This window comes from Pseudomonas sp. GW822-FHT03F04, from assembly GCF_058801405.1.
Genome location: NZ_JBXANF010000001.1, coordinates 457,438 through 481,200 on the forward strand (window position 1 = coordinate 457,438; position 23,763 = coordinate 481,200).

Genomic DNA, 23,763 nt, shown 5'->3' on the forward strand with positions numbered 1-23,763 from the left:
CCAGCCGGATCATCAGGCCGGCTCCGGCACCTTGCCGAACGCCCCTTGCCGCGACAGCAGAATCACCAGACCGAACGCCCCGGCCGCCATGAACCACGGCAATGCGTGCCCGCTGATCCATTGACTGCCCGCCCCCGCCGCCAACGGCCCGATCAGGCAACCGACACCCCACAGTTGCGCGACATGCGCATTGGCCCGCACCAGCGCGTCGTCGCGGTAGCGCTCGCCGATCAGGATCAGCGACAGGGTGAACAAACCACCGGCACTGGCGCCGAACAGCACCCACAGCGGCCAGATCAGCAAGGTGTCGATCAGCATCGGGATCGCCAGACTCGACAGCATCAGCACCACGGCGCAACCGGTGAACAAGGTCCGCCGCGACAGATAGTCGGCCAGCGCACCGATCGGCAATTGCAGCAGCGCATCGCCGACCACCACGGTGCTGACCATCGCCAGCGCGATTTCCGCCGTGAAGCCCTGTTGCAGGCAGTACACCGGCAACAGGGTCAGAATCATCGCCTCGAATGCGGCGAACAGCGACACCGCCCAGGCAATTGCCGGCAATTCTCGGCTGAAGCCCCACAGATCGCCGAAGGTCACGCTGCTGGCCTCGCTGCTCGGTGCACCGCTGCGCCCCAGCAGCAGAAGCGGCGCAGCGATCAAAAGGCCGACACCCGCCCAGAAGCCGTAATCATGCTCGGTGCCGAGCGCACCCAGCAGTAACGGGCCAGACAGTTGGCTCAATGCATAACTGCTGCCATACAGCGCCACCAATCGCCCGCGCCACTGCTCGACCACCAGTTGATTGATCCAGCTCTCGCCGAGGATGAACACGATCGTCAGGATTACCCCGATCATCAGCCGCAGTACCAGCCAGATCGGATAACTCGGCAACAATGCCAGCAGGCCGATGGACAATGCCCCGCCCCACAGGCACAGGCGCATCAGGTTCGCCGTACCGAAGCGCGCCGCCAGATGACTTGAAACCTTAGCCCCCAGCAACACACCGATGGCCGGCATCGCCGCCATCACGCCGATGGCGAACGAACCATAACCCCAGCCCTCCAGACGCAACGACACCAGCGGCATGCTGACACCCAGGGCCAGGCCAACACTCAAGACAGACGCCAACACGGCGAAATACGTCGCCCAACGCATGGTCCACGCTCCTGTGGATAATTTTTATGTGCACCACAAAACACTGTGGGAGCGAGCTTGCTCGCGATAACGGTTTCACATTCAGCAGATGTGCTGACTGATACACCGCTTTCGCGAGCAAGCTCGCTCCCACAGGGATCTTTGTATCGTTCGGGAGCCTGCCGGAGCAGACTCCCTCAACGGTTTACAGCTTGATCCAGGTCGCCTTCAGCTCGGTGTATTTGTCGAACGCGTGCAGCGACTTGTCACGGCCGTTGCCCGACTGCTTGAAGCCGCCAAACGGTGCGGTCATGTCGCCGCCATCGTACTGATTGACCCACACGCTGCCGGCACGCAGTGCCTTGGCGGTCAGGTGAGCCTTGGAAATGTCCTGCGTCCAGACCGCTGCCGCCAGGCCGTAAGGCGTGTCGTTGGCGATGTTGATCGCTTCCTCGGCCGTGTCGAAGGCAATGACCGACAGCACCGGGCCGAAGATCTCTTCCTGAGCGATCTTCATCGCGTTGCTCACGCCGTCGAATATCGTCGGTTCGACGTAGGTCCCGCCAGTTTCCTGAAGAATGCGCTTGCCGCCAGCCACCAGTTTGGCGCCGTCGGTGTGGCCCGACTCGATGTAGGACAGCACGGTGTTCATCTGCTGGGTGTCGACCAGCGCACCGACGTTGGTGGCCGGATCCAGCGGGTTGCCCGGCTTCCAGGCTTTCAGCGCCTCGATCACCATCGGCAGGAATTTGTCCTTGATCGAACGCTCGACCAGCAGACGCGAACCGGCGGTGCAGACTTCGCCCTGGTTGAAGGCGATGGCGCTGGCAGCGGACTCGGCCGCAGCCTGCAGGTCCGGCGCATCGGCAAACACGATGTTCGGGCTCTTGCCGCCGGCTTCCAGCCAGACGCGTTTCATGTTCGATTCGCCGGAATAGATCATCAGTTGCTTGGCGATCTTGGTCGAACCGGTGAACACCAGGGTGTCGACATCGTTATGCAGAGCCAGCGCCTTGCCGACGGTGTGGCCGTAGCCTGGCAGCACGTTCAGCACGCCTTTCGGAATGCCGGCTTCAACCGCCAGTTCGGCGATGCGGATGGCGGTCAGCGGGGATTTTTCCGACGGCTTGAGGATCACCGAGTTACCGGTCGACAGCGCCGGGCCGAGTTTCCAGCAGGCCATCATCAGCGGGAAGTTCCACGGCACGATGGCGCCAACCACGCCCACCGGCTCGCGGGTTACCAGTCCCAACTGATCGTGCGGAGTCGCGGCGACTTCGTCGTAGATCTTGTCGATCGCTTCACCGCTCCAGCTCAGCGCTTGCGCCGCGCCCGGAACGTCGATGTACAGCGAATCGCTGATCGGCTTGCCCATGTCGAGGGTTTCGAGCAGGGCCAGCTCTTCGGCGTGCTGCTTGAGCAGGCCGGCGAAACGGATCATGGTGGCTTTGCGTTTGGTCGGTGCCAGGCGCGACCAGACGCCGGAATTGAAAGTGGCGCGAGCGTTTTCCACAGCGCGCTGGGCATCGGCGGCGTCACAGCTGGCAATCTTGCCCAGCAGACGGCCATCGACCGGGCTGATGCACTCGAAGGTCTCGCCGGAGACGGCATCGGTGTACTCGCCATTAAGGTAGGCGCGGCCTTCGATCTTCAGGTCGCGGGCGCGTTGTTCCCAGTCGGCACGAGTCAGGGTGGTCATTCGAGTGTCCTCCTCTTGTTGAATACGAGCGCCGCGCGATCTTCGCCGGCGTCCTCAGGAATTCTGCCCGGCCAGCCTGTTTTCGGCCCAAGGCACCCGCCACCCTAAACCAGCGGCCGGGGTTGTTTCAATATATTTGACATAAGGCGGTTATACAGCCTTGCGGCGTTCAATTTAATCAACATAGACTTTGGCCCCTTCAAGCCACCGCGCCGTCATCACGGGAGAAAACAACAATGAACATCCAGAACGTCGTCGACATCAGCCTGACCATGGACCAGGCCGAACGCTACCGCCCGGACCCGGCAAAAGTCCTCAAGGGCGATCCCGAACAAGCGGTGTTCAATCAATACGACAGCCCTTGCGGGCAGATGGGCGTCGGCGTGTGGGAAGGTGCAGTCGGGCAATGGACAGTGAATTACACCGAGCATGAATACTGCGAAATCCTGCAAGGCGTTTCGGTGCTACGTGACGGCGAAGGCAATGCCAAAACCCTGCGTGTCGGTGACCGCTTCGTGATTCCGGCCGGCTTCCGTGGCACCTGGGAAGTGCTGGAAGCCTGCCGCAAGGTCTATGTGATCTTCGAACAGAAGGCCTGAGGCCTTTCATCAGGCAACAAAAAAGGCCCGTATCGTGAGATACGGGCCTTTTTCGTAAGTCGGGAAAAATCAATTACTTGATTTTGCCTTCCTTGTAGATCACGTGCTTGCGAACAACCGGATCATATTTCTTGATCTCGATTTTGTCCGGGGTAGTACGCTTGTTCTTGTCGGTAGTGTAGAAGTGACCAGTACCGGCGCTCGAGATCAAACGAATCAATTCACGCATGATTAGCTCCCTTAAACCTTGCCGTCGCGACGCAGCTCGGCCAGCACAACGCTGATGCCACGCTTGTCGATGATACGCATGCCTTTGGCGGAAACGCGCAGGCGTACGAAACGTTTCTCTTCTTCAACCCAGAAGCGGTGATGCTGCAGGTTCGGCAGGAAACGACGACGGGTTTTGTTGTTTGCGTGGGAAATGTTGTTCCCAGTCACCGGACCCTTACCGGTAACTTGACATACTCTAGACATGCCTCAGCCCTCTAAAACCACATGCCCAACCCGGCATGGGTTGGCCGCTTAATCTCTAGTCATTGTGGCGCCAGGCGCCGCGATTCTTTAGAGGTCTTACCGGCTACACCTACAAGCGAAGGAACCGGGCCCCTAGAAAAGAGCGCTGCTTTATACCAGAAAGACCACGGAGCAACAACTTTCCGTGTGCAAAGAATGGCTAAAAAGCCGCTTTTTCCGCCCGCAAGCGGCTTGGGCAAAGGCTGGCGGCAATTTTTACCATTCGTCGAAGAAAACCGATCATACCCGCAATCGAGACTTTTCCTGCCGCCACTTCCGATAAATCCTCAGCCGCGCAGCCCCGAAAATGCAAAAAGGGGATAGTCATTTGCAATCGCGACCACTAGGGTAGGCCTTTTCCAGACTGCACTTGCAGATGGGCCTTCGATCTGTAAAGGAAGCCGACCATGCGCCTCGCTGCCCTCCCCCTGCTGCTCGCCCCGCTATTGCTGAGCCCCCTGGCCCATGCCGCCGCCCTGAGCGTGTGCACCGAGGCCAGCCCCGAAGGGTTCGACGTGGTGCAATACAACTCGCTGACCACCACCAACGCTTCGGCCGACGTGCTGATGAATCGCCTGGTGGACTTCGATACCGCCAGCGGCAAGGTGGTCCCGAGCCTGGCCGATAGCTGGGAAGTCAGCACCGATGGCCTGAGCTATGTCTTCAGACTGCACCCGCAGGTGAAGTTTCACACCACCGACTACTTCAAGCCGACCCGCGAGCTGACCGCCGAAGACGTCAAATTCAGCTTCGACCGCATGCTCGACCCGGCCAACCCGTGGCACAAGGTCGCCCAGAGCGGCTTCCCGCACGCCCAGTCGATGCAGTTGCCGAGCCTGATCAAGAAGATCGACGCACTGGACCCGCTGACCGTGCGTTTCACCCTCGACCACCCAGACTCGACGTTCCTCGCGACCCTGAGCATGGGTTTCGCCTCGATCTATTCCGCCGAATACGCCGACAAACTGCTGAAGGCCGGCGCGACCGACAAGCTCAACAGCCAACCGGTCGGCACCGGCCCGTTCGTCCTCACCCGGTTCCAGAAAGACGCGTCGATCCGCTACAAGGCCAACCCGGACTACTTCGGCGGCAAGCCTGCGGTGGATCCGTTGATCTTCGCCATTACCCCGGACGCCAACGTGCGCCTGCAAAAGCTGCGGCGTAACGAGTGCCAGATTGCCCTGTCACCAAAGCCTCTGGACGTACAGGCTGCGAAGGAAGAACCGACGCTGAAAGTCGAAAAAACTGACGCGTTCATGACCGCATTCGTCGGCATCAACAGCCAGCATCCGCCACTGGACAAGCCGGAAGTTCGTCAGGCGATCAACCTCGCCTTCGACAAGGCCAACTACCTCAAGGCTGTGTTCGAAGACACCGCCGAAGCCGCCAACGGCCCGTATCCACCGAACACCTGGAGCTACGCCAAGAGCCTGCCGGGCTACCCGCACGACGTGGAAAAGGCCAAGGCGTTGCTGGCCAAGGCCGGATTGAAGGACGGCTTCCAGACCACCATCTGGACGCGCCCGTCCGGCAGCCTGCTCAACCCGAACCCGAGCCTGGGTGCACAACTGCTGCAATCGGACCTGGCGGAAATCGGCATTCAGGCGGAAATCCGCGTGATCGAATGGGGCGAGTTGATCCGTCGCGCCAAGGCTGGCGAGCATGACCTGCTGTTCATGGGCTGGGCCGGCGACAACGGCGACCCGGACAACTTCCTCACGCCGCAGTTTTCCTGCGCAGCAGTGAAGTCCGGCACCAACTTCGCCCGCTACTGCAACGCCGATCTGGACAAGCTGATCAGCGCCGGCAAGACCACCAGCGAGCAAGGCGTACGCACCAAGCTCTACGAACAGGCACAGGCGCAGATCCAGCAGCAGGCATTGTGGCTGCCGCTGGCACATCCGACGGCCTATGCGCTGACGCGTAAAGACGTACAGGGTTACTCGGTGAGCCCGTTCGGGCGGCAGGATTACTCCAAGGTCACCCTGAAGTAATCCGCCCCGGCTTGCAGCGACTGCAGTCGCTGCAAGCTACATCCAGCCACACTCCGCCATCGACAACGGCTCGCCATCTCCGACGATGAAGTGGTCGAGCACTCGCACATCGATCAGCTCAAGCGCTTTCTGCAATCGCTTGGTCAATAATCGATCAGCCTGACTGGGATCCGTGTTTCCCGACGGGTGGTTGTGGCACAGGATCACGGCTGCCGCATTGTTCGCCAGCGCACGTTTCACCACTTCCCTGGGATGTACGGCGGTGTTGTCGATGGAGCCGCGAAACAGCGGTTCGAAGGTCAGCACTTGGTGTTTTGAGTCCAGAAACAGGCAACCGAACACCTCGTGTGGCTCGTGGCGCAGCATGGCTTTGAGGTAGTCGCGTACGACCTGTGGATTTTCCAGCGTCGGTTTCTGGCGCATGCGCTCGGCCAGATGCCGCCGGGCCATCTCCAGCACCGCCTGCAATTGAGCAAATTTCGCCGGCCCCAGCCCCAATTGCTCGCTGAACGCCCCGAGATCTGCCTCCAGCAACGCACGAAGGCTGCCGAACTGATTCAACAAGTGTCGCGCCAGATCCACCGCGCTTTTCCCGGATACGCCGGTGCGTAAAAAAATCGCCAGCAATTCGGCATCGGAAAGACTTCCCGAACCCTGTTCAAGCAGCTTCTCCCGCGGCCTTTCCGCCGCCGGCCAATCGCGAATACTCATACACATTCCTTGTCTGTGGGCGCCGCTGTTCCGTAGCGGTCGCTGTGATATCGTAGCCCATCTTTTTTGCGGGCGAATTCACCCTGGGGAGGGGGTTTCGCCACGTATGTCACCAACGAAATGAAAGGCAGACCTATGCAGCGGCTGTATCGGAAACGCATCGTTCTGGGCGTCGGCGGCGGTATCGCTGCCTACAAGAGCGCTGACCTAGTTCGCCGCCTGATCGATCAGGGCGCCGAAGTGCGCGTGGTCATGACCCGTGGCGGCAGCGAATTCATCACCCCGCTGACCATGCAGGCCCTGTCCGGCCACCCGGTTCACCTGGATTTGCTCGACCCGGCCGCCGAAGCGGCGATGGGCCACATCGAACTGGCCAAATGGGCCGATATGGTGCTGATCGCCCCGGCCACCGCCGACCTGCTGGCCCGTCTGGCCCAAGGCATTGCCAACGATCTGCTGACCACGCTGGTGCTGGCCACCGACGCCATCGTCGCTGTCGCTCCGGCCATGAACCAGGCCATGTGGCGCGATCCGGCGACCCAGGCCAACCTGCAACTCCTTGAAAGCCGTGGCCTGAAGACCTTCGGCCCGGCCTCCGGTAGCCAGGCCTGCGGCGACGTCGGCATGGGCCGCATGATGGAAGCCACCGACCTGGCCCAGCTCGCGGCAGACTGCTTCCAGCGTCAGGCACTGACCGGCAAACACGTGGTGATCACCGCCGGCCCGACCCAGGAAAACATCGACCCGGTGCGCTACATCACCAACCACAGCTCCGGCAAAATGGGCTTCGCCCTGGCGGAAGCGGCGGTGGAAGCCGGCGCCCGTGTGACCCTGATCAGCGGCCCGGTGCATTTGCCGACGCCGGATCGTGTCACCCGGATCGACGTGGTCAGCGCCCGCGACATGCTCGCCGCGTGTGAAGCCGCGATCCCTTGTGACATCTTCATCGCCTCGGCGGCGGTCGCGGACTACCGTCCGGAAGTCGTCGCCCCGCAAAAATTAAAGAAAGATCCTACGAGCGGTGACGGCTTCGTCCTGCAAATGGTGCGCAACCCGGACATCCTGGCCACCATCGCGACCCGTCCCGACCGTCCGTTCAGTGTCGGCTTCGCCGCCGAGACCGAACACCTGCTCGACTACGCTGCACGCAAGCTGAAGGACAAGAATCTCGATCTGATCGTCGCCAACGACGTCGCCAACCCGAGTATCGGCTTCAACAGCGAAGAAAACGCCTGCAGCGTCATCGACCGTGCGCTGCACGCCACGGTTTTCGCCCAGACCAGCAAGAGCAAGATCGCTCGCCAACTGGTCACTTTTATCGCCGAACGTCTGAACCAGGTTTAATTTACATGCACGCTTTGCAAGCCAAGATCCTCGACCCACGCATCGGTACCGAATTCCCGCTGCCGCAATACGCCACACCAGGCTCCGCCGGTCTCGACCTGCGCGCCATGCTGCAAGAGGAAATCGTGATCAAGCCGGGTGAAACCGTGCTGATCCCTACCGGTCTGTCGGTGTACATCGGCGACCCGAACCTTGCCGCGCTGATCCTGCCGCGCTCGGGCATGGGCCATAAGCACGGCATCGTGCTGGGCAATCTGGTCGGTCTGATCGACTCCGATTACCAGGGCCCGCTGATGGTCTCCTGCTGGAACCGTGGCCAGACCGAATTCACCATGCCGGTCGGCGAGCGTCTGGCGCAACTGGTGTTGGTGCCGGTGGTGCAGGCGCACTTCGAAATGGTTGAAGAGTTCGTCGAAACCGAGCGCGGCGCTGGCGGTTTCGGCCACTCCGGCACCAAGTGATCGGCTAGAAATCTGTCGTGGCGAGGGCGTGTTTTTCGCCACGAATTTCAAAATGTCATCTGCAAGGTTTAGCACCGAAAATCAAGGCATTGGCAGGCCAAAGCCACGCCGGACAAGGCGTCATGGCCCTTTCACACCACGAACTCTCTGTGAAAACCGCCGTCATACCCTTCAGTTTGAGCCAGCCGCCGAGATGATTCGTCGGCGTGTCCCGCCACTTTCGAGATGGAGCATTTCCGCAGATGAGCACCCCCGCCCAAGTCGCCCCGAAGCTTCCCGACAGCATCTTCCGCGCCTATGACATTCGCGGCACCGTGCCGGAATTCCTCAATGCCGAAACCGCCTACTGGATCGGCCGCGCCATTGGCTCCCAGAGCCTGGCCCAGGGTGAACCCAACGTGTCCGTTGGCCGTGACGGCCGCCTGTCCGGTCCCGAACTGGTTGCCGCGCTGATTCGCGGCATCGCCGAAAGCGGCTGCCACGTCAGTGACGTCGGCCTGGTGCCGACCCCGGCGCTGTATTACGCCGCCAACGTGCTGGCCGGCAAATCCGGCGTGATGCTTACCGGCAGCCACAATCCGTCGAACTACAACGGCTTCAAGATCGTGATCGCCGGCGACACCCTCGCCAACGAACAGATCCAGGTTCTGCACGAGCGTATCAAGACCGGCAACCTGAGCAGCGGCCAAGGCAGCGTGACCCAGGTCGAGATCCTCGACCGCTACACCACCGAAATCGTCCAGGACATCAAACTGGCCCGGCGCCTGAAAGTCGTGGTCGACTGCGGCAACGGCGCGGCCGGCGTGATCGCCCCGCAACTGATCGAAGCGCTGAACTGCGAAGTCATCCCGCTGTTCTGCGAAGTCGACGGCAACTTCCCGAACCACCACCCGGACCCGGGCAAGCCTGAAAACCTTGTCGACCTGATCGCCAAGGTCAAGGAAACCAAGGCTGACATCGGCCTGGCCTTCGACGGTGACGGCGACCGCGTCGGCGTGGTGACCAACACCGGCACCATCGTCTTCCCGGACCGTCTGCTGATGCTGTTTGCCCGCGACGTGCTGGCCCGCAACCCGGGCGCGGAAATCATCTTCGACGTCAAATGCACCCGTCGCCTGATCCCGCTGATCAAGGAATATGGCGGCCAGTCGCTAATGTGGAAGACCGGTCACTCGTTGATCAAAAAGAAAATGAAACAGTCCGGCGCGTTGCTGGCCGGTGAAATGAGCGGGCACATCTTCTTCAAGGAACGCTGGTTCGGTTTCGACGACGGCATTTACAGCGCCGCACGGCTGCTGGAAATCCTCAGCAAGGAAAAATCCGACGCGGAAACGCTGTTCGCGACCTTCCCGAACGATATTTCCACGCCGGAAATCAATATCCATGTGACCGAAGAGAGCAAATTCAGCATCATTGATGCACTGCACGATGCGCAGTGGGGTCCAGGCGCCGACCTGACCACCATTGACGGCGTGCGGGTCGATTACGCCAAAGGCTGGGGCCTGGTGCGCGCCTCCAACACCACACCGGTGCTGGTGCTGCGCTTCGAGGCCGATGACGAGGCTGAATTGCAGCGCATCCAGGCTGTGTTCCATGCCCAACTGAAACGCGTTGCACCTGATCTCCAACTACCGTTCTGATTTCTGATTCACCCGGAGCCCTGAATGACCCTCGAACGCGAAGCCGCCGCCCACACCGCCCAGGTCCTGTCCGAAGCGCTGCCTTACATCCGACGTTATGTCGGCAAGACCCTGGTGATCAAATACGGCGGCAACGCGATGGAAAGCGAGGAGCTGAAAACCGGCTTCGCCCGCGACATCGTCTTGATGAAAGCCGTGGGGATCAACCCGGTCGTGGTTCACGGCGGCGGCCCGCAGATCGGTGATCTGCTCAAGCGCCTGTCGATCGAAAGCCACTTCGTCGACGGCATGCGCGTGACCGACGCGGCGACCATGGACGTGGTGGAAATGGTCCTCGGCGGTCAGGTCAACAAAAGCATCGTCAACCTGATCAACCGTCACGGCGGCAGCGCCATCGGCCTGACCGGCAAAGACGCGGGGCTGATTCGTGCGAAAAAGCTCACCGTCACCCGCCAGACCCCGGAGATGACTCAGCCAGAAATCATCGACATCGGCCAGGTGGGCGAAGTCGTCGGGATCAACACCGAACTGCTGAACCTGCTGGTCAAAGGCAACTTCATCCCGGTGATCGCGCCGATCGGCGTGGGTGAGAACGGCGAGTCGTACAACATCAACGCTGACCTGGTGGCCGGTAAAGTCGCCGAAGCGCTGAAAGCCGAGAAGCTGATGCTGCTGACCAACATCGCCGGCCTGATGGACAAGTCGGGCACCGTGCTGACCGGCCTGAGCACCCAACAGGTCGACGACCTGATCGCCGACGGCACCATCTACGGCGGTATGCTGCCGAAGATCCGCTGTGCACTGGAAGCGGTTCAGGGCGGCGTGGGCAGCTCGCTGATCATCGACGGCCGCGTGCCGAACGCGATCCTGCTGGAAATCTTCACCGACACCGGTGTGGGCACGCTGATCAGCAATCGCAAGCGTCCGTAAGCCGTAGCGCAAACAAAAAGACCCCGCTCAGCCAGGCTGAGCGGGGTCTTTTTTTGCCCTGAAGAAGCGATCAGACGCCGAACTGGGCGCGATAGGCTTCAACGGCTGGCAGGTGCTGCTTGAGCTGCGGGTCGTCAGCCAGGAATTCCAGCACCTGGTTCAGCGACACGATGCTGATGACCGGGATGCCGAAATCACGTTCGACTTCCTGAATGGCCGACAGCTCACCGTTGCCGCGCTCCTGACGGTTCAGGGCGATCAGCACGCCGGCAGCCTTGGCGCCGTCCTGGGAAGCGATGATCTGCATCACTTCACGGATCGCGGTGCCGGCGGTGATCACGTCGTCGATGATCAGCACTTCACCGGTCAGCGGTGCGCCGACCAGGCTGCCGCCTTCGCCGTGGGCCTTGGCTTCCTTGCGGTTGAAGCACCATGGCAAATCGCGGTTATGGTGCTCGGCCAGCGCCACGGCAGTGGTTGCCGCCAGCGGGATGCCTTTGTAGGCCGGGCCAAACAGCACGTCGAACGGAATTCCGCTCTCGGCGATGGCTGCGGCGTAGAAACGACCCAGCTGCGCCAGCGCGGAGCCCGAGTTGAACAGGCCGGCATTGAAGAAGTAAGGACTGGTGCGCCCGGACTTCAGGGTGAACTCACCGAAGCGCAAAACGCCGCGATCGATGGCAAAACGAATGAAATCGCGCTGATACGCTTGCATGAAAAAAACCCCAAATACCACGGATTTAGCTAATTAGCTTGACGCCGTGTATCATACACGCACGCGATTTTTGGGGCCATTTATGCGGATCATCAGTGTGAACGTCAATGGTATTCAGGCTGCAGTCGAGCGAGGTTTGCTCAGTTGGCTGCAGGCACAGAATGCCGACGTCATCTGCCTGCAGGACACCCGTGCCTCCGCCTTTGAACTGGACGACCCAGCCTTCCAACTGGATGGCTACTTCCTTTATGCCTGCGACGCAGAAGTTCCCGCCCAAGGTGGCGTGGCTTTGTACTCGCGGTTGCAACCGAAGGCTGTCATCAGCGGTCTCGGTTTCGAGACGGCCGACCGCTACGGGCGCTACCTGCAAGCAGATTTCGACAAAGTCAGTATTGCCACCTTGCTGCTTCCTTCGGGGATGAACGGCGATGAGGACTTGAACCAGAAGTTCAAGCTCATGGACGACTTCGGCAAGTACCTGGACAAACAGCGGCGCAAACGTCGCGAGTACATTTATTGTGGCTCGCTGTACGTCGCGCAGCAGAAGCTCGACATCAAGAACTGGCGCGACAGCCAGCAATCCCCGGGCTTCCTGGCGCCAGAACGCGCCTGGATGGACGAGATTGTCGGCAACATGGGCTACGTAGATGCCCTGCGCGAAGTCAGCCGCGAAGGCGACCAGTACAGCTGGTGGCCGGACAACGAACAGGCCGAGATGCTGAATCTGGGCTGGCGCTTCGACTACCAGATCCTGACTCCGGGCCTGCGGCGCTTCGTGCGCAGTGCACGCCTTCCGCGTCAGCCACGGTTCTCGCAGCACGCGCCGCTGATCGTCGACTACGACTGGACGCTGACCATCTAAGCGTCGATTCGTGGATGCAAAAAAGCCGACATCGCTGTCGGCTTTTTTGTGGGCGCTGATTTTTGCTTTTATGCAGGAGACTCGAGTTGATCGTTATTTGAGCAATCGCCAGGTGAACGGATAGCGGTAAGGGAATCCGTTGTTAGCCTTCACCCCAGCAATAATCGGCAGCACAAACGAGCAAATGACCACCGGGATAATCAGCAGATACCCAATAAGCACTACCGTCAGCCCCACGCCAATGAGCGTAGCAATGGTCATCGTGATCTGAAAATTCAGCGCTTCCTTACCCTGCGCATCAATAAACGAGTCCTTCTCACGCTTCATCTGCCAGAGGATCAGCGGCCCGATCAAACTGCCAAATGGAAACCAGATCCCCAGCAAGCCGGACAAGTGACAGAACATCGCCCATTGGCGAACCTCCTGGCTCGGCTTGGGCAGTAACTCTTGCTCATCACTCATCGCGTCTTCCTTGTGGGTACGAACCGTCTCAGTCGGCCAGTGCGGCCGTTTGCAGTTCGAAGATCTCGTTCATGCCTTTCTTGGCCAGCTCCAGCATCGCGTTCAGCTCTTCAGGCTGGAACGGCGCGCCTTCGGCGGTGCCCTGCACTTCGATGAAACCACCGGTGCTGGTCATGACCACGTTGAGGTCGGTCTCGGCGGCGGAATCTTCAAGATAGTCCAGGTCCAGTACCGGCTCGCCCTGGTACATGCCCACGGAGACAGCGCCGATCATTTGCTTGAGCGGGTCGCCGCCCTTCAGGCCGCCGCGCTTCTTGATCACTTTCAAGGCATCGACCAGTGCAACCATCGCGCCGGTGATCGACGCGGTACGGGTGCCGCCGTCAGCCTGGATCACGTCGCAATCGACGTACAGGGTGACGTCGCCCAGCTTGGACATGTCCAGCGCGGCGCGCAGGGAACGGCCGATCAGACGCTGGATTTCCAGGGTGCGGCCGCCCTGCTTGCCACGGCTCGCTTCACGCTGGTTACGCTCGCCGGTGGCGCGCGGCAGCATGCCGTACTCGGCGGTCAGCCAGCCCTGGCCCTGGCCTTTCAGGAAACGCGGTACGCCGTTTTCGACGCTGACGGTGCAGATGACTTTGGTATCACCGAATTCGACCAGTACCGATCCTTCGGCGTGCTTGGTGTAGTTGCGGGTAATGCGGATCGAGCGGAGCTGATCGGCAGCGCGACCACTTGGACGTTTCATAGGAGATACCTGTACTGGGGACGGAAAACTGCGGAGCATTATAGAGCTGCGCACCGCGCCTGGGCACTGCTTAAAAATTCCGGCCGTCGATCAAGGGCCCTGAAACGCACTTCGCCGACGGCCTGCAGCCCTTTGTCACACCGTGTGTTTGGGCGCATCTGCCGCACTGCGCTACAATCCTGCGCCTTTGCTGCCAGTCGGCTTAAATTCATTGATATCGAGCTGCGGAGCTTCAATCCGCGCCGATCTGTATCGCGAGGTCACCGCCATGGTGCACAGCATGACCGCCTTCGCCCGCGTCGAGAAAGCCGGCGTTCAGGGCACCCTGAGCTGGGAACTGCGCTCGGTCAACAGCCGCTACCTGGAACCCCATCTGCGCCTGCCGGAGTCGTTCCGCGACCTCGAAGGCGCCGTCCGCGAAGCCCTGCGCCAGGGCCTGTCGCGCGGCAAACTGGAATGCACCCTGCGTTTTACCGAAGAAAGCACCGGCAAGCCGCTGCAAGTGGACCGCGAGCGCGCTGCGCAACTGGTCGCTGCCGCTGAAACCGTCGCCGGCCTGATCAAGAACCCGGCCGCGCTGAACCCGCTGGAAGTGCTGGCCTGGCCCGGCGTACTGGTCGCCGACGCCACCGACCCGCAGGCGTTGAACGCCGAGGCGCTGGCCCTGTTCAATCAAGGCCTGAAAGATCTCAAGGCCGGGCGCGAGCGCGAAGGCGGGGAGCTGGCACGCCTGATCAACGATCGCCTGACTTCCATCGAGGAAGATGTGGTGACCCTGCGCGAACTGGTTCCGCAGATGCTCGCCACCCAGCGCCAGAAAGTCCTCGACCGCTTCGCCGACATGAAGGCCGAGATGGACCCGCAGCGCCTGGAACAGGAAATGGTCATGCTCGCGCAAAAGAGCGACGTGGCTGAAGAACTGGATCGCCTGAGCACCCACATCATCGAAGTTCGCCGGGTGCTGAAATCCGGCGGTGCCGCCGGTCGGCGCCTGGACTTCCTGATGCAGGAACTCAACCGCGAAGCCAACACACTGGGCTCCAAGGCCTTCGACCCGCGCAGCACCCAGGCGGCGGTCAACCTCAAGGTGTTGATCGAGCAGATGCGCGAACAAGTGCAGAATATTGAGTAAGGCTACCCCGACATGACCCACAGCACCGGCACCCTGTACATCATTTCCGCCCCTTCGGGCGCGGGCAAGAGCAGTCTGGTCAAGGCCCTGACCGACGCCAACCCGGAAATCCGCGTCTCGATTTCCCACACCACCCGCGCCATGCGCCCGGGCGAAGTGGACGGCGTGAACTATCACTTCGTAACCCGCGAAGAGTTCGTGAAGATGGGCGAGCACGGCGACTTCCTGGAACGCGCCGAAGTCTTCGGCAACTTCTACGGCACCTCGCAAAGCCGACTGCAGCAGACCCTGGACGAAGGCCACGACCTGATTCTGGAAATCGACTGGCAAGGCGCCGAGCAAGTGCGCAAGCTGATGCCGCAGGCCCGTTCGATCTTCATCCTGCCGCCATCGCTGCAGGCCCTGCACCAGCGCCTGACCAACCGCGGCCAGGACAGCGACGAGATCATCGACGGCCGGATGCGTGAAGCGGTCAGCGAGATGAGCCACTACGTCGAGTACGACTACTTGATCATCAACGACGATTTCGCCCACGCGCTGGACGATCTGAAAGCGATTTTCCGCGCCAATCAGCTGCAACAGAAACGCCAACAAGTGCGTTTCGGCAAATTGCTGGCTGAATTGCTGGGCTGAAACAGCACTTCCCAAAACCGCTGCAAGGGCTTTACATTGGTGCTTGCAGCGCGTTGAAGAGTCTGGTCAAAAAATCAGCGCTTCCCTAATCGCTGGTGATTTTTTAAACTGTTGAGTCCGCTCGCCCAACCGGGCAGCGCGCATATTGCATTCGCTCCGAGGAATACCATGGCCCGCGTAACCGTTGAAGACTGCCTAGAACACGTGGAAAACCGCTTTGAGCTGGTCATGCTCTCTACCAAGCGTGCCCGTCAACTGGCCACCGGCGGCAAAGAGCCCCTGGTACAGTGGGAAAACGACAAACCGACCGTAGTTGCGCTGCGTGAAATCGCTGAAGGCCTGATGAGCTACGAGTTCATCGCCGAGCAGGAAATCGTCCACGAAGACCCGGTCTTCGCTGCGTTCGAGGACGAGTCCAACGAGGCCGTCTAAGCCTATGCCTGGTCGACGTAGCACGGCGCGGGATCACAGCCTACGGCAGGAGTTATCATGCCGAGCATAGACGCCCTCGCCGATCGCTTATCGACCTACCTCGGCAACGACCAGGTCAACCTGGTCCGCCGAGCGTATTTCTACGCCGAACAAGCCCACGACGGCCAACGCCGCCGCAGTGGCGAGGCGTACGTCACGCATCCTCTTGCCGTGGCCAATATTCTTGCCGACATGCACATGGACCATCAGAGCCTGATGGCCGCGATGCTGCATGACGTGATCGAAGACACCGGTATCGCCAAAGAAGCGCTGCAAGCGCAATTCGGTGAAACCGTGGCCGAACTGGTCGACGGGGTCAGCAAACTGACCCAGATGAACTTCGAGACCAAGGCCGAAGCCCAGGCTGAAAACTTCCAGAAAATGGCCATGGCCATGGCCCGCGACATTCGCGTGATCCTGGTCAAGCTCGCCGACCGCCTGCACAACATGCGCACGCTGGAAGTGCTGTCCGGCGAAAAACGCCGGCGCATCGCCAAGGAAACCCTCGAGATCTACGCACCCATCGCCAACCGATTGGGCATGCACGCGATCCGCATCGAGTTCGAAGACCTCGGCTTCAAGGCCATGCACCCGATGCGTTCCGCGCGGATCTACCAGGCGGTCAAACGCGCCCGGGGCAACCGCAAGGAAATCGTCAACAAGATCGAAGAGTCCCTTGGCCACTGCCTCGCCATCGACGGCATCCAGGGTGAAGTCAGCGGTCGCCAGAAACACCTCTACGGCATCTACAAGAAAATGCGCGGCAAGCGTCGGGCCTTCAACGAAATCATGGACGTCTACGCGTTCCGGATCATCGTCGACAAGGTCGATACCTGCTACCGCGTGCTGGGCGCTGTACATAATTTGTACAAACCGTTGCCGGGGCGCTTCAAGGATTACATCGCGATCCCCAAGGCCAACGGCTATCAGTCGCTGCACACCACGCTGTTCGGCATGCACGGTGTGCCGATCGAGATCCAGATCCGCACCCGCGAAATGGAAGAGATGGCCAACAACGGCATCGCCGCCCATTGGCTGTACAAATCCAGCGGCGACGAACAGCCAAAAGGCACCCATGCCCGCGCCCGTCAGTGGGTCAAGGGCGTGCTGGAAATGCAGCAACGTGCTGGCAACTCGCTGGAATTCATCGAGAGCGTGAAGATCGACCTGTTCCCGGACGAGGTCTACGTGTTCACGCCCAAAGGCCGGATCATGGAGCTGCCCAAAGGCTCCACGGCGGTCGACTTTGCCTATGCGGTGCACACCGACGTCGGCAACAGCTGCATCGCCTGCCGGATCAACCGTCGTCTCGCACCGCTGTCCGAACCGCTGCAAAGCGGCTCCACGGTCGAGATCGTCAGCGCCCCCGGCGCGCGGCCGAACCCGGCGTGGCTCAATTTCGTGGTCACCGGCAAGGCGCGGACCCACATTCGCCATGCGCTGAAACTGCAACGCCGCTCCGAGTCCATCAGCCTCGGCGAACGCCTGCTGAACAAGGTACTCAACGGTTTCGACAGCGCGCTGGAACAGATTCCGGCCGAACGCGTGAAGGCGATGCTCACCGAGTACCGCCTCGAACTGATCGAAGACCTGCTCGAAGACATCGGCCTGGGCAACCGCATGGCCTACGTCGTGGCGCGCCGACTGCTCGGCGAAGGCGAACAATTGCCAAGCCCGGAAGGTCCGCTGGCGATTCGCGGCACCGAAGGCCTGGTGCTCAGTTACGCCAAATGTTGCACGCCGATCCCGGGCGACCCGATTGTCGGTCACCTGTCGGCGGGCAAAGGCATGGTCGTTCACCTGGACAACTGCCGCAACATCAGCGAGATCCGCCACAACCCGGAAAAATGCATCCAGCTCTCGTGGGCCAAGGATGTCACCGGCGAATTCAACGTCGAACTGCGCGTCGAACTGGAGCACCAGCGCGGCCTGATCGCCCTGCTGGCCAGCAGCGTCAACGCGGCCGACGGCAATATCGAGAAAATCAGCATGGACGAACGCGATGGCCGCATCAGCGTCGTCCAACTGGTGGTCAGCGTCCACGACCGTGTGCACCTGGCCCGCGTGATCAAGAAACTGCGCGCCCTGACCGGGGTGATCCGCATCACCCGCATGCGTGCATAACTCAAACATTACAAGGAGTCATACATGACCAAGACCGTTATCACCAGCGACAAGGCCCCGGCCGCCATCGGCACTTACTCCCAGGCGATCAAGGCTGGCAACACTGTCTACATGTCGGGCCAGATCCCGCTGGACCCGAAAACCATGGAACTGGTCGAAGGCTTCGAAGCCCAGACCGTCCAGGTCTTCGAGAACCTGAAAGCCGTGGCCGAAGCTGCCGGCGGTTCGTTCAAGGACATCGTCAAGCTGAACATCTTCCTCACCGACCTGAGCCACTTCGCCAAGGTCAACGAGATCATGGGCAAGTACTTCGACCAGCCGTACCCAGCGCGCGCCGCCATCGGCGTTGCTGCCCTGCCAAAGGGTTCGCAGGTTGAAATGGATGCCATTCTGGTCATCGAGTAATGCGCACGGCGCGGCCCTTCAAGGTCGCGCCGACTGCTCTGCGGTAAAGAAAAGGTTTTGAAAGGATTCCACCATGCGCAAAGCGCTTGCTCTCTCGCTGCTCGCCATTTTCCTCGGCGGTTGCGCCAGCAACCCTGCCGACCGTGACATCAGCGGCACCTGGATCAACCAGGTCGCCATCGATGCCGCCGCCAAGGGCGGCCCCCTGCGCGAAGCGCTTCAGGCCTACGGCCCGAACCTGGAATGGGACATCAACACCAAGGCCAGTCAGGCCCGCTTCACCAACGGTTTTGAGAACGTCGAAGGACGGCTGCTGGGCGAACAGTCCGGCGCCTGGAAAGTCGATTTCTACGGCAGCTCCGGCAGCGAGCTGAAGCGCGACGGTGGCCAGTTGCACCAGGCCGCCAGCGAAAACGAACCACAGCAGCTCTTCGACCGTGCCCAGATCCCCGTGCCGGAAGGCGCACCGATCGGTGCCAGCTTCGAGCGCGCACTCTACGCAGCTTATCTGGGTGGCAACTGGAAGATCGCCAGCGGCCAAGGCGAAGGCGCCACCGTGCAATTCCAGGCTGACGGGCAAGTCTCCGGCCTGCCCGGCGCCGACCGCTATGCCTTGTGCCTGGCAGGCGACTGCGCGTCGATGAGCAGCGGCAACGACAGCATGTGGCTGCAGCAGAACGGTCAGGGCAATAACTGGATCTTTGTGCGCAAGGGCAAGGAACTGGAAATCCTGCAGGCCGTGAACACGGCACTGGCGGACGAACAACCGCAGTTCAGCCCCGGCGAACGCAAGTGGTTACTCGAGAAGCAGTGATCTGCGCTTGAAACAAAAAAGGCGGAAGCAAGCCATTGCTCCCGCCTTTTTTACGTCCGGAAGGAAGTCAGCAGCGACCTTCAAGAATCGCGGCATACCCCTCGCGATAACTCGCATACGTCGGCACCCAGCCCAACGCCTTCGCCCGCGCATTGCTGCAACGCTTGCTGCCGGTTCGACGCACGCTCTCGTCTTCCGACCATTCGGTGACTTCCAGATACTCGCGCAGCCACGCCACCACCTCGGCCAGCGGTGCCGGCGCATCGTCCACGCCGATGTAGATGTCATCCAGCGCCACACCCTTGCGATCCGCCTCCAGCAGAAACGCCAGCAACCCCGCCGCGTCATCGGCATGAATGCGATTGCCATACAGTGGCGGATCGACCGCCACGCGATAGCCACGCCGCACCTGGGTCAGCAGCCATTCACGGCCCGGGCCGTAAATGCCGGTCAGACGCACGATACTCGCCGGAATGCCGCTGCTGAGCGCAACCTGCTCGGCTTCCAGCATCAACCGACCGGAATACCCGGCAGCGACGGTCGCAGAGGTTTCATCCACCCACTCACCGTCCTGCTGACCATAAACACTGCTGCTGGAGACAAACAGCAGCCGGTCTGGCACCTGGCCGTAGTCGTTCAACCACTCCAGCACATGCTGCAAACCCTGCACATAAGCCGCGCGATAACCGGCTTCATCGTGCTCGGTCGCGGCCGCGCAATACACCAGATAATCCACGGCGCCGACCGGCCAGGTCTCGGGGCAATCTTCATTGAACAAGTCACCGGCCACACCGATAACGCCTTCCGGCAAACGTGAAACATCCCGGCGCAGGCCATACACCTGAAAACCGGCAGCCAGTAATTGCTTTGCCAGACGGCTGCCGACATCACCGCAACCGGCGATCAAAACAGAGGGCGCGGACATCAAAAATCTCCCATCGGAAAGCGACAGACTAGCCTTGGCAGGGGACGAGCGGCTAGCAATGAAGGAAAAAAAGCAACTCTATTACTTTTGTTAACAAGAATTACTTGCAATAATGCACGCCACTTTTGTTCTCGGCCTCACGAGGCCTGGAAGAGCATCACCGTTTTTCTATCTCAGGTCCGGCCAGCATGACACGCAATCAAATCCCCGCTTCGCCAACCAAACGACCTCGCGCCTGGAGCGCGGTGGCTGCCCTGCTCCTCAGCCTGATGCTGGCGCCAACCGCCGCTTTCGCTGACGCTCAGGCGCCAGCCACTCCAGCCGCTCACGAGCAGACTGCACCGGCCGCCCCTGCCGCAGCGCCGGCCGCGACCGACCCGGTTCAGGCCGTGGACGCCAGCGCCGAAGACGCACCTGAAGTCCTCGAAGCCGACAACACCCTGGGCATGGCCCACGACCTGTCGCCTTGGGGCATGTACCAGAACGCCGATATCATCGTGAAAATCGTGATGATCGGCCTGGCCATCGCTTCGATCATCACCTGGACCATCTGGATCGCCAAGGGCCTTGAGTTGATGGGCGCCAAGCGTCGTCTGCGTGGCGAAATCGCTGCCCTGAAAAAAGCCACCACCCTTAAAGAAGCCAGCGCCACTGCGGCGAAGGAAGGCACCCTCGCCAACCTGCTGGTTCACGACGCCCTTGAAGAGATGCGCCTGTCGACCAACGCACGCGAGAAAGAAGGCATCAAGGAACGCGTCAGCTTCCGCCTCGAGCGTCTGGTGGCTGCCTGTGGCCGCAACATGAGCAGCGGCACCGGCGTACTCGCCACCATCGGTTCCACCGCACCGTTCGTCGGTCTGTTCGGCACCGTGTGGGGCATCATGAACAGCTTCATCGGCATCGCCAAAACCCAGACCACCAACCTCGCCGTCGTGGCACCGGGCATCGCTGAAGCGCTGCTGGCCACCGCACTGGGTCTGGTCGCTGCAATTCCGGCGGTGGTGATCTACAACGTGTTCGCCCGCTCCATCGCCGGTTACAAGGCTCAGGTGTCCGATGCGTCGGCAGAAGTCCTGCTGCTGGTCAGCCGCGACCTCGACCACCAGCCTGAGCGCAGCAGCTCGCAACCGCACATGGTGAAAGTGGGGTAATCGGCCATGGGCCTGCATTTGAAAGAAGGCGCAGACGACGATCTGGCCGAGAACCACGAAATCAACGTCACGCCGTTCATCGACGTGATGCTGGTGCTGTTGATCATCTTCATGGTGGCTGCTCCGTTGGCCACCGTGGACATCAAGGTCGACCTGCCTGCCTCGACCGCCAAACCGGCGCCGCGGCCGGAGAAACCGGTGTTCCTCAGCGTGAAAGCTGACCAGCGCCTGTTCCTCGGCGAAGACGAAGTGAAGGCCGAAGCCCTCGGCGCCACCCTCGACGCCCGGACCAAAGGCAAGAAAGACACGACGATCTTCTTCCAGGCCGACAAAGGCGTGGACTACGGCGACCTGATGAGCGTGATGGACAACCTGCGCGCCGCCGGTTACCTGAAGGTCGGTCTGGTCGGACTCGAGAGCGCAGTCAAGAAATGATCACGACGCGCCATAAGCTGACGCGTTACAGCGGTAGCCTGGCCGTGGTGCTGGGCGTTCATGCGCTGGCCATCGCGCTGGCGCTGAACTGGACCGCCCGCCCGCCCATCGAATTGCCGCCCCAGGCAATGATGGTCGAGCTGGCACCGGTTCCGGCCCCGCCACCGCCTGCACCGCCGAAAGTCGTCACGCCACCGCAGCCACCGGCTCCGGTCGAAGAACTGCCGATCCCCAAGCTAGCCGAAGCCCCCAAGGCAGAAATTGCCGTGCCCAAGCCAGTGAAACCCAAGCCGAAGCCGCAACCGCCAAAGCCGGTTGAGAAGAAACCGGAGCCTGTGAAGGAAAAACCTTCCGAGGAAAAACCGGCAGAAACTCAGCAGACCCAGGCGCCGACGGAGAAATCCGCCCAGCCGGCACCGGGCCCGTCGCCAGCACAACTGGCGGCCAAGGCCAGTTGGCAGGGCACCCTGCTCGCGCATTTGCAGAAGTACAAGAAGTACCCGCAAAGCGCACAGGCACGGGGCAAGGAAGGCTTGAACCGGCTGCGTTTCGTGGTCGATGCCGAAGGCAACGTGCTGTCGTTCGAACTGGTGGGCCGCTCCGGCAACGCCGATCTGGACCGGGCCACCCTGGACATGATCCGCCGCGCTCAACCGCTGCCCAAGCCACCGGCCGACATGTTGACCAATGGCTCAATCGAAATTGTTGCGCCGTTTGTTTACTCGCTGGAACGCCGCCGCTGATCTGCACTGGCAGAACACGGCTCGATCCCGCCAGAAAGGCACCGAAAGGTGCCTTTCTCATATCTGCAAACGGCAAACCGGCATTGCCCGGTGTCGCATTCATCACTCAGTCTGATAACGTGCGTCTATCGATTGCAGCCGGTATGCTTGGCCCGCATCTTCATGGACGCTTGCTATGACCCTCACAGAATTACGCTACATCGTTACCCTCGCCCAAGAGCAGCATTTCGGCCACGCGGCCGAGCGTTGCCACGTCAGCCAGCCGACCCTGTCGGTGGGCGTGAAAAAGCTTGAAGACGAACTCGGTGTGCTGATTTTCGAGCGCAGCAAAAGCGCCGTGCGCCTGACCCCGGTCGGCGAAGGCATCGTCGCCCAGGCGCAGAAAGTGCTAGAACAGGCCCAGGGCATCCGCGAACTGGCCCAGGCCGGCAAGAACCAGCTGACCGCCCCGCTGAAAGTCGGTGCGATCTACACCGTCGGCCCGTACCTGTTCCCGCACCTGATTCCACAACTGCACCGGGTCGCCCCGCAGATGCCGTTGTACATCGAAGAAAACTTCACCCACGTGCTGCGCGACAAACTGCGCAACGGCGAACTGGACGCGATCATCATCGCCCTGCCGTTCAACGAAGCCGACGTGCTGACCCTGCAACTCTACGACGAGCCGTTCTACGTCCTGATGCCGGCCCAGCACCCGTGGACCCAGAAAGAATCCATCGACGCCGCGCTGCTCAACGACAAGAGCCTGCTGCTGCTCGGCGAAGGCCACTGCTTCCGCGATCAAGTGCTGGAAGCCTGCCCGACCCTGACCAAGGGCAACGACGGCGCCAAGCACACCACGGTCGAATCCAGCTCGCTGGAAACCATTCGCCACATGGTCGCGTCCGGCCTGGGCATCTCGATCCTGCCGCTGTCGGCGGTAGACAGCCATCACTACGCTCCGGGCGTGATCGAAGTGCGTCCACTGTCGGCACCAGTGCCGTTCCGCACCGTGGCCATCGCCTGGCGCGCAAGCTTCCCAAGGCCGAAAGCCATCGAGATCCTCGCCGACTCCATTCGCCTGTGCTCGGTCGCCAAACCCGCCGCGCCGGTCACGGCCGGTTAAGCCAGCG

The 23,763-nt window shown here is 61.2% G+C and carries 25 protein-coding genes and 1 pseudogene; 17 read left to right on the top strand and 9 right to left on the bottom strand.

The features are described from left to right. Positions 1-12 precede the first annotated feature (12 nt). Both AC1RMX_RS02155 and AC1RMX_RS02160 read right to left on the bottom strand, forming a co-directional pair. On the bottom strand, positions 13-1,158 hold the full coding sequence (locus AC1RMX_RS02155) for an MFS transporter (RefSeq protein ID WP_096817292.1): 1,146 nt from the start codon (positions 1,156-1,158) through the stop codon (positions 13-15). A gap of 184 nt (positions 1,159-1,342) precedes the next feature. Next, entirely contained in the window at positions 1,343-2,836 is a 1,494-nt protein-coding gene (locus AC1RMX_RS02160; RefSeq protein WP_085708877.1) for an aldehyde dehydrogenase, read from the bottom strand. Between the two features lie 236 nt (positions 2,837-3,072). On the opposite strand from AC1RMX_RS02160, the gene AC1RMX_RS02165 reads away from it, so the two are divergent. Beyond that, a complete protein-coding gene (locus AC1RMX_RS02165) occupies positions 3,073-3,435 on the top strand; it encodes a cupin domain-containing protein (protein WP_085708876.1) in 363 nt (120 codons plus the stop codon). 73 nt (positions 3,436-3,508) lie between these two features. On the opposite strand, the gene rpmG is transcribed toward AC1RMX_RS02165, so the two are convergent. Continuing rightward, on the bottom strand, positions 3,509-3,664 hold the full coding sequence (gene rpmG, locus AC1RMX_RS02170; RefSeq protein ID WP_003177274.1) for a 50S ribosomal protein L33: 156 nt from the start codon (positions 3,662-3,664) through the stop codon (positions 3,509-3,511). Between the two features lie 11 nt (positions 3,665-3,675). Further along, positions 3,676-3,909 (bottom strand): 50S ribosomal protein L28, encoded by a 234-nt coding sequence (rpmB, locus tag AC1RMX_RS02175; RefSeq protein WP_003177273.1) that lies wholly within the window; start codon positions 3,907-3,909, stop codon positions 3,676-3,678. Positions 3,910-4,355: 446 nt separating this feature from the next. Between rpmB and AC1RMX_RS02180 the strand changes: the two genes are divergently transcribed. Further along, complete coding sequence (locus tag AC1RMX_RS02180; protein ID WP_493070247.1) at positions 4,356-5,942, top strand: ABC transporter substrate-binding protein; 1,587 nt, start codon at positions 4,356-4,358, stop codon at positions 5,940-5,942. 36 nt (positions 5,943-5,978) lie between these two features. Here the strand turns inward: AC1RMX_RS02180 and radC are convergent, their stop codons facing one another. Then, positions 5,979-6,653 (bottom strand): RadC family protein, encoded by a 675-nt coding sequence (gene radC / locus AC1RMX_RS02185; protein ID WP_096817287.1) that lies wholly within the window; start codon positions 6,651-6,653, stop codon positions 5,979-5,981. A 135-nt stretch (positions 6,654-6,788) separates the two neighbouring features. Here radC and coaBC point away from each other — a divergent pair, with 135 nt between their 5' ends. The 4 genes and pseudogenes from coaBC to argB all read left to right on the top strand — a co-directional run bounded on the left by coaBC (position 6,789) and on the right by argB (position 11,028). Then, on the top strand, positions 6,789-7,997 hold the full coding sequence (coaBC, locus tag AC1RMX_RS02190) for a bifunctional phosphopantothenoylcysteine decarboxylase/phosphopantothenate--cysteine ligase CoaBC (RefSeq protein WP_096817285.1): 1,209 nt from the start codon (positions 6,789-6,791) through the stop codon (positions 7,995-7,997). 5 nt (positions 7,998-8,002) lie between these two features. Next, the gene (gene dut / locus AC1RMX_RS02195) at positions 8,003-8,458 is read left to right on the top strand and encodes a dUTP diphosphatase (protein ID WP_096817283.1); all 456 of its coding nucleotides are present in this window, start codon (positions 8,003-8,005) and stop codon (positions 8,456-8,458) included. Between the two features lie 236 nt (positions 8,459-8,694). Beyond that, a pseudogene (locus AC1RMX_RS02200) lies at positions 8,695-10,098 on the top strand (phosphomannomutase/phosphoglucomutase); the annotation flags it as partial. A 24-nt stretch (positions 10,099-10,122) separates the two neighbouring features. Next, positions 10,123-11,028 carry an acetylglutamate kinase gene (argB, locus tag AC1RMX_RS02205; protein ID WP_003229488.1) on the top strand — a complete coding sequence of 302 codons (906 nt, stop codon included), beginning with the start codon at positions 10,123-10,125 and terminating at the stop codon, positions 11,026-11,028. A gap of 70 nt (positions 11,029-11,098) precedes the next feature. Here argB and pyrE read toward each other — a convergent pair whose 3' ends face one another. After that, positions 11,099-11,743, bottom strand: coding sequence for an orotate phosphoribosyltransferase (pyrE, locus tag AC1RMX_RS02210; protein WP_007954442.1), 645 nt, complete (start codon positions 11,741-11,743; stop codon positions 11,099-11,101). 82 nt (positions 11,744-11,825) lie between these two features. On the opposite strand from pyrE, the gene crc reads away from it, so the two are divergent. Continuing rightward, positions 11,826-12,605, top strand: coding sequence for a catabolite repression control protein Crc (crc, locus tag AC1RMX_RS02215; protein ID WP_007920349.1), 780 nt, complete (start codon positions 11,826-11,828; stop codon positions 12,603-12,605). Between the two features lie 93 nt (positions 12,606-12,698). On the opposite strand, the gene AC1RMX_RS02220 is transcribed toward crc, so the two are convergent. Next, on the bottom strand, positions 12,699-13,067 hold the full coding sequence (locus AC1RMX_RS02220) for a DUF4870 domain-containing protein (protein ID WP_096817279.1): 369 nt from the start codon (positions 13,065-13,067) through the stop codon (positions 12,699-12,701). Between the two features lie 28 nt (positions 13,068-13,095). Next, positions 13,096-13,818: a ribonuclease PH gene (rph, locus tag AC1RMX_RS02225; protein ID WP_085731379.1), complete on the bottom strand. Its 723-nt coding sequence runs from the start codon at positions 13,816-13,818 to the stop codon at positions 13,096-13,098. Between the two features lie 268 nt (positions 13,819-14,086). On the opposite strand from rph, the gene AC1RMX_RS02230 reads away from it, so the two are divergent. The 6 genes from AC1RMX_RS02230 to AC1RMX_RS02255 all read left to right on the top strand — a co-directional run bounded on the left by AC1RMX_RS02230 (position 14,087) and on the right by AC1RMX_RS02255 (position 19,397). Beyond that, complete coding sequence (locus tag AC1RMX_RS02230) at positions 14,087-14,950, top strand: YicC/YloC family endoribonuclease (protein WP_192559294.1); 864 nt, start codon at positions 14,087-14,089, stop codon at positions 14,948-14,950. Between the two features lie 12 nt (positions 14,951-14,962). Next, positions 14,963-15,583 (top strand): guanylate kinase, encoded by a 621-nt coding sequence (gene gmk / locus AC1RMX_RS02235; RefSeq protein ID WP_003229498.1) that lies wholly within the window; start codon positions 14,963-14,965, stop codon positions 15,581-15,583. 168 nt (positions 15,584-15,751) lie between these two features. Next, positions 15,752-16,015 (top strand): DNA-directed RNA polymerase subunit omega, encoded by a 264-nt coding sequence (rpoZ, locus tag AC1RMX_RS02240; RefSeq protein ID WP_003229503.1) that lies wholly within the window; start codon positions 15,752-15,754, stop codon positions 16,013-16,015. A 57-nt stretch (positions 16,016-16,072) separates the two neighbouring features. After that, positions 16,073-18,178, top strand: coding sequence for a bifunctional GTP diphosphokinase/guanosine-3',5'-bis pyrophosphate 3'-pyrophosphohydrolase (spoT, locus tag AC1RMX_RS02245; RefSeq protein WP_007954439.1), 2,106 nt, complete (start codon positions 16,073-16,075; stop codon positions 18,176-18,178). Positions 18,179-18,202: 24 nt separating this feature from the next. Further along, positions 18,203-18,583: a RidA family protein gene (locus tag AC1RMX_RS02250; RefSeq protein WP_003229509.1), complete on the top strand. Its 381-nt coding sequence runs from the start codon at positions 18,203-18,205 to the stop codon at positions 18,581-18,583. A 73-nt stretch (positions 18,584-18,656) separates the two neighbouring features. Further along, positions 18,657-19,397, top strand: a complete 741-nt coding sequence (locus AC1RMX_RS02255; protein ID WP_096817275.1) for a putative periplasmic lipoprotein — start codon at positions 18,657-18,659, stop codon at positions 19,395-19,397. A 67-nt stretch (positions 19,398-19,464) separates the two neighbouring features. Here the strand turns inward: AC1RMX_RS02255 and AC1RMX_RS02260 are convergent, their stop codons facing one another. Continuing rightward, a complete protein-coding gene (locus AC1RMX_RS02260; RefSeq protein ID WP_096817273.1) occupies positions 19,465-20,322 on the bottom strand; it encodes an SDR family oxidoreductase in 858 nt (285 codons plus the stop codon). Positions 20,323-20,510: 188 nt separating this feature from the next. On the opposite strand from AC1RMX_RS02260, the gene exbB reads away from it, so the two are divergent. The 4 genes from exbB to AC1RMX_RS02280 all read left to right on the top strand — a co-directional run bounded on the left by exbB (position 20,511) and on the right by AC1RMX_RS02280 (position 23,756). Next, positions 20,511-21,473, top strand: a complete 963-nt coding sequence (gene exbB, locus AC1RMX_RS02265; RefSeq protein ID WP_096817271.1) for a tonB-system energizer ExbB — start codon at positions 20,511-20,513, stop codon at positions 21,471-21,473. A 6-nt stretch (positions 21,474-21,479) separates the two neighbouring features. Next, a complete protein-coding gene (exbD, locus tag AC1RMX_RS02270) occupies positions 21,480-21,908 on the top strand; it encodes a TonB system transport protein ExbD (RefSeq protein ID WP_096817269.1) in 429 nt (142 codons plus the stop codon). After that, the gene (locus AC1RMX_RS02275) at positions 21,905-22,651 is read left to right on the top strand and encodes an energy transducer TonB family protein (RefSeq protein WP_096817268.1); all 747 of its coding nucleotides are present in this window, start codon (positions 21,905-21,907) and stop codon (positions 22,649-22,651) included. Before exbD ends, AC1RMX_RS02275 begins: the two co-directional genes overlap by 4 nt. Positions 22,652-22,826: 175 nt before the next feature. After that, positions 22,827-23,756: a hydrogen peroxide-inducible genes activator gene (locus AC1RMX_RS02280; RefSeq protein WP_007954418.1), complete on the top strand. Its 930-nt coding sequence runs from the start codon at positions 22,827-22,829 to the stop codon at positions 23,754-23,756. The last annotated feature ends 7 nt before the right edge of the window (positions 23,757-23,763 follow it).

Bases quoted from the DNA above. Each gene is read 5' to 3' on its own strand.
- AC1RMX_RS02260 (WP_096817273.1), bottom strand. From the start codon at position 20,322: ATGTCCGCGCCCTCTGTTTTGATCGCCGGTTGCGGTGATGTCGGCAGC.
- AC1RMX_RS02275 (WP_096817268.1), top strand. From the start codon at position 21,905: ATGATCACGACGCGCCATAAGCTGACGCGTTACAGCGGTAGCCTGGCC.
- AC1RMX_RS02160 (WP_085708877.1), bottom strand. From the start codon at position 2,836: ATGACCACCCTGACTCGTGCCGACTGGGAACAACGCGCCCGCGACCTG.
- coaBC (WP_096817285.1), top strand. From the start codon at position 6,789: ATGCAGCGGCTGTATCGGAAACGCATCGTTCTGGGCGTCGGCGGCGGT.
- pyrE (WP_007954442.1), bottom strand. From the start codon at position 11,743: ATGCAAGCGTATCAGCGCGATTTCATTCGTTTTGCCATCGATCGCGGC.
- AC1RMX_RS02165 (WP_085708876.1), top strand. From the start codon at position 3,073: ATGAACATCCAGAACGTCGTCGACATCAGCCTGACCATGGACCAGGCC.
- rpmG (WP_003177274.1), bottom strand. From the start codon at position 3,664: ATGCGTGAATTGATTCGTTTGATCTCGAGCGCCGGTACTGGTCACTTC.
- AC1RMX_RS02220 (WP_096817279.1), bottom strand. From the start codon at position 13,067: ATGAGTGATGAGCAAGAGTTACTGCCCAAGCCGAGCCAGGAGGTTCGC.
- gmk (WP_003229498.1), top strand. From the start codon at position 14,963: ATGACCCACAGCACCGGCACCCTGTACATCATTTCCGCCCCTTCGGGC.
- exbD (WP_096817269.1), top strand. From the start codon at position 21,480: ATGGGCCTGCATTTGAAAGAAGGCGCAGACGACGATCTGGCCGAGAAC.
- AC1RMX_RS02250 (WP_003229509.1), top strand. From the start codon at position 18,203: ATGACCAAGACCGTTATCACCAGCGACAAGGCCCCGGCCGCCATCGGC.
- rpoZ (WP_003229503.1), top strand. From the start codon at position 15,752: ATGGCCCGCGTAACCGTTGAAGACTGCCTAGAACACGTGGAAAACCGC.
- argB (WP_003229488.1), top strand. From the start codon at position 10,123: ATGACCCTCGAACGCGAAGCCGCCGCCCACACCGCCCAGGTCCTGTCC.
- AC1RMX_RS02155 (WP_096817292.1), bottom strand. From the start codon at position 1,158: ATGCGTTGGGCGACGTATTTCGCCGTGTTGGCGTCTGTCTTGAGTGTT.
- spoT (WP_007954439.1), top strand. From the start codon at position 16,073: ATGCCGAGCATAGACGCCCTCGCCGATCGCTTATCGACCTACCTCGGC.
- radC (WP_096817287.1), bottom strand. From the start codon at position 6,653: ATGAGTATTCGCGATTGGCCGGCGGCGGAAAGGCCGCGGGAGAAGCTG.
- AC1RMX_RS02280 (WP_007954418.1), top strand. From the start codon at position 22,827: ATGACCCTCACAGAATTACGCTACATCGTTACCCTCGCCCAAGAGCAG.
- crc (WP_007920349.1), top strand. From the start codon at position 11,826: ATGCGGATCATCAGTGTGAACGTCAATGGTATTCAGGCTGCAGTCGAG.
- AC1RMX_RS02180 (WP_493070247.1), top strand. From the start codon at position 4,356: ATGCGCCTCGCTGCCCTCCCCCTGCTGCTCGCCCCGCTATTGCTGAGC.
- dut (WP_096817283.1), top strand. From the start codon at position 8,003: ATGCACGCTTTGCAAGCCAAGATCCTCGACCCACGCATCGGTACCGAA.
- rph (WP_085731379.1), bottom strand. From the start codon at position 13,818: ATGAAACGTCCAAGTGGTCGCGCTGCCGATCAGCTCCGCTCGATCCGC.
- rpmB (WP_003177273.1), bottom strand. From the start codon at position 3,909: ATGTCTAGAGTATGTCAAGTTACCGGTAAGGGTCCGGTGACTGGGAAC.
- AC1RMX_RS02230 (WP_192559294.1), top strand. From the start codon at position 14,087: ATGGTGCACAGCATGACCGCCTTCGCCCGCGTCGAGAAAGCCGGCGTT.
- exbB (WP_096817271.1), top strand. From the start codon at position 20,511: ATGACACGCAATCAAATCCCCGCTTCGCCAACCAAACGACCTCGCGCC.
- AC1RMX_RS02255 (WP_096817275.1), top strand. From the start codon at position 18,657: ATGCGCAAAGCGCTTGCTCTCTCGCTGCTCGCCATTTTCCTCGGCGGT.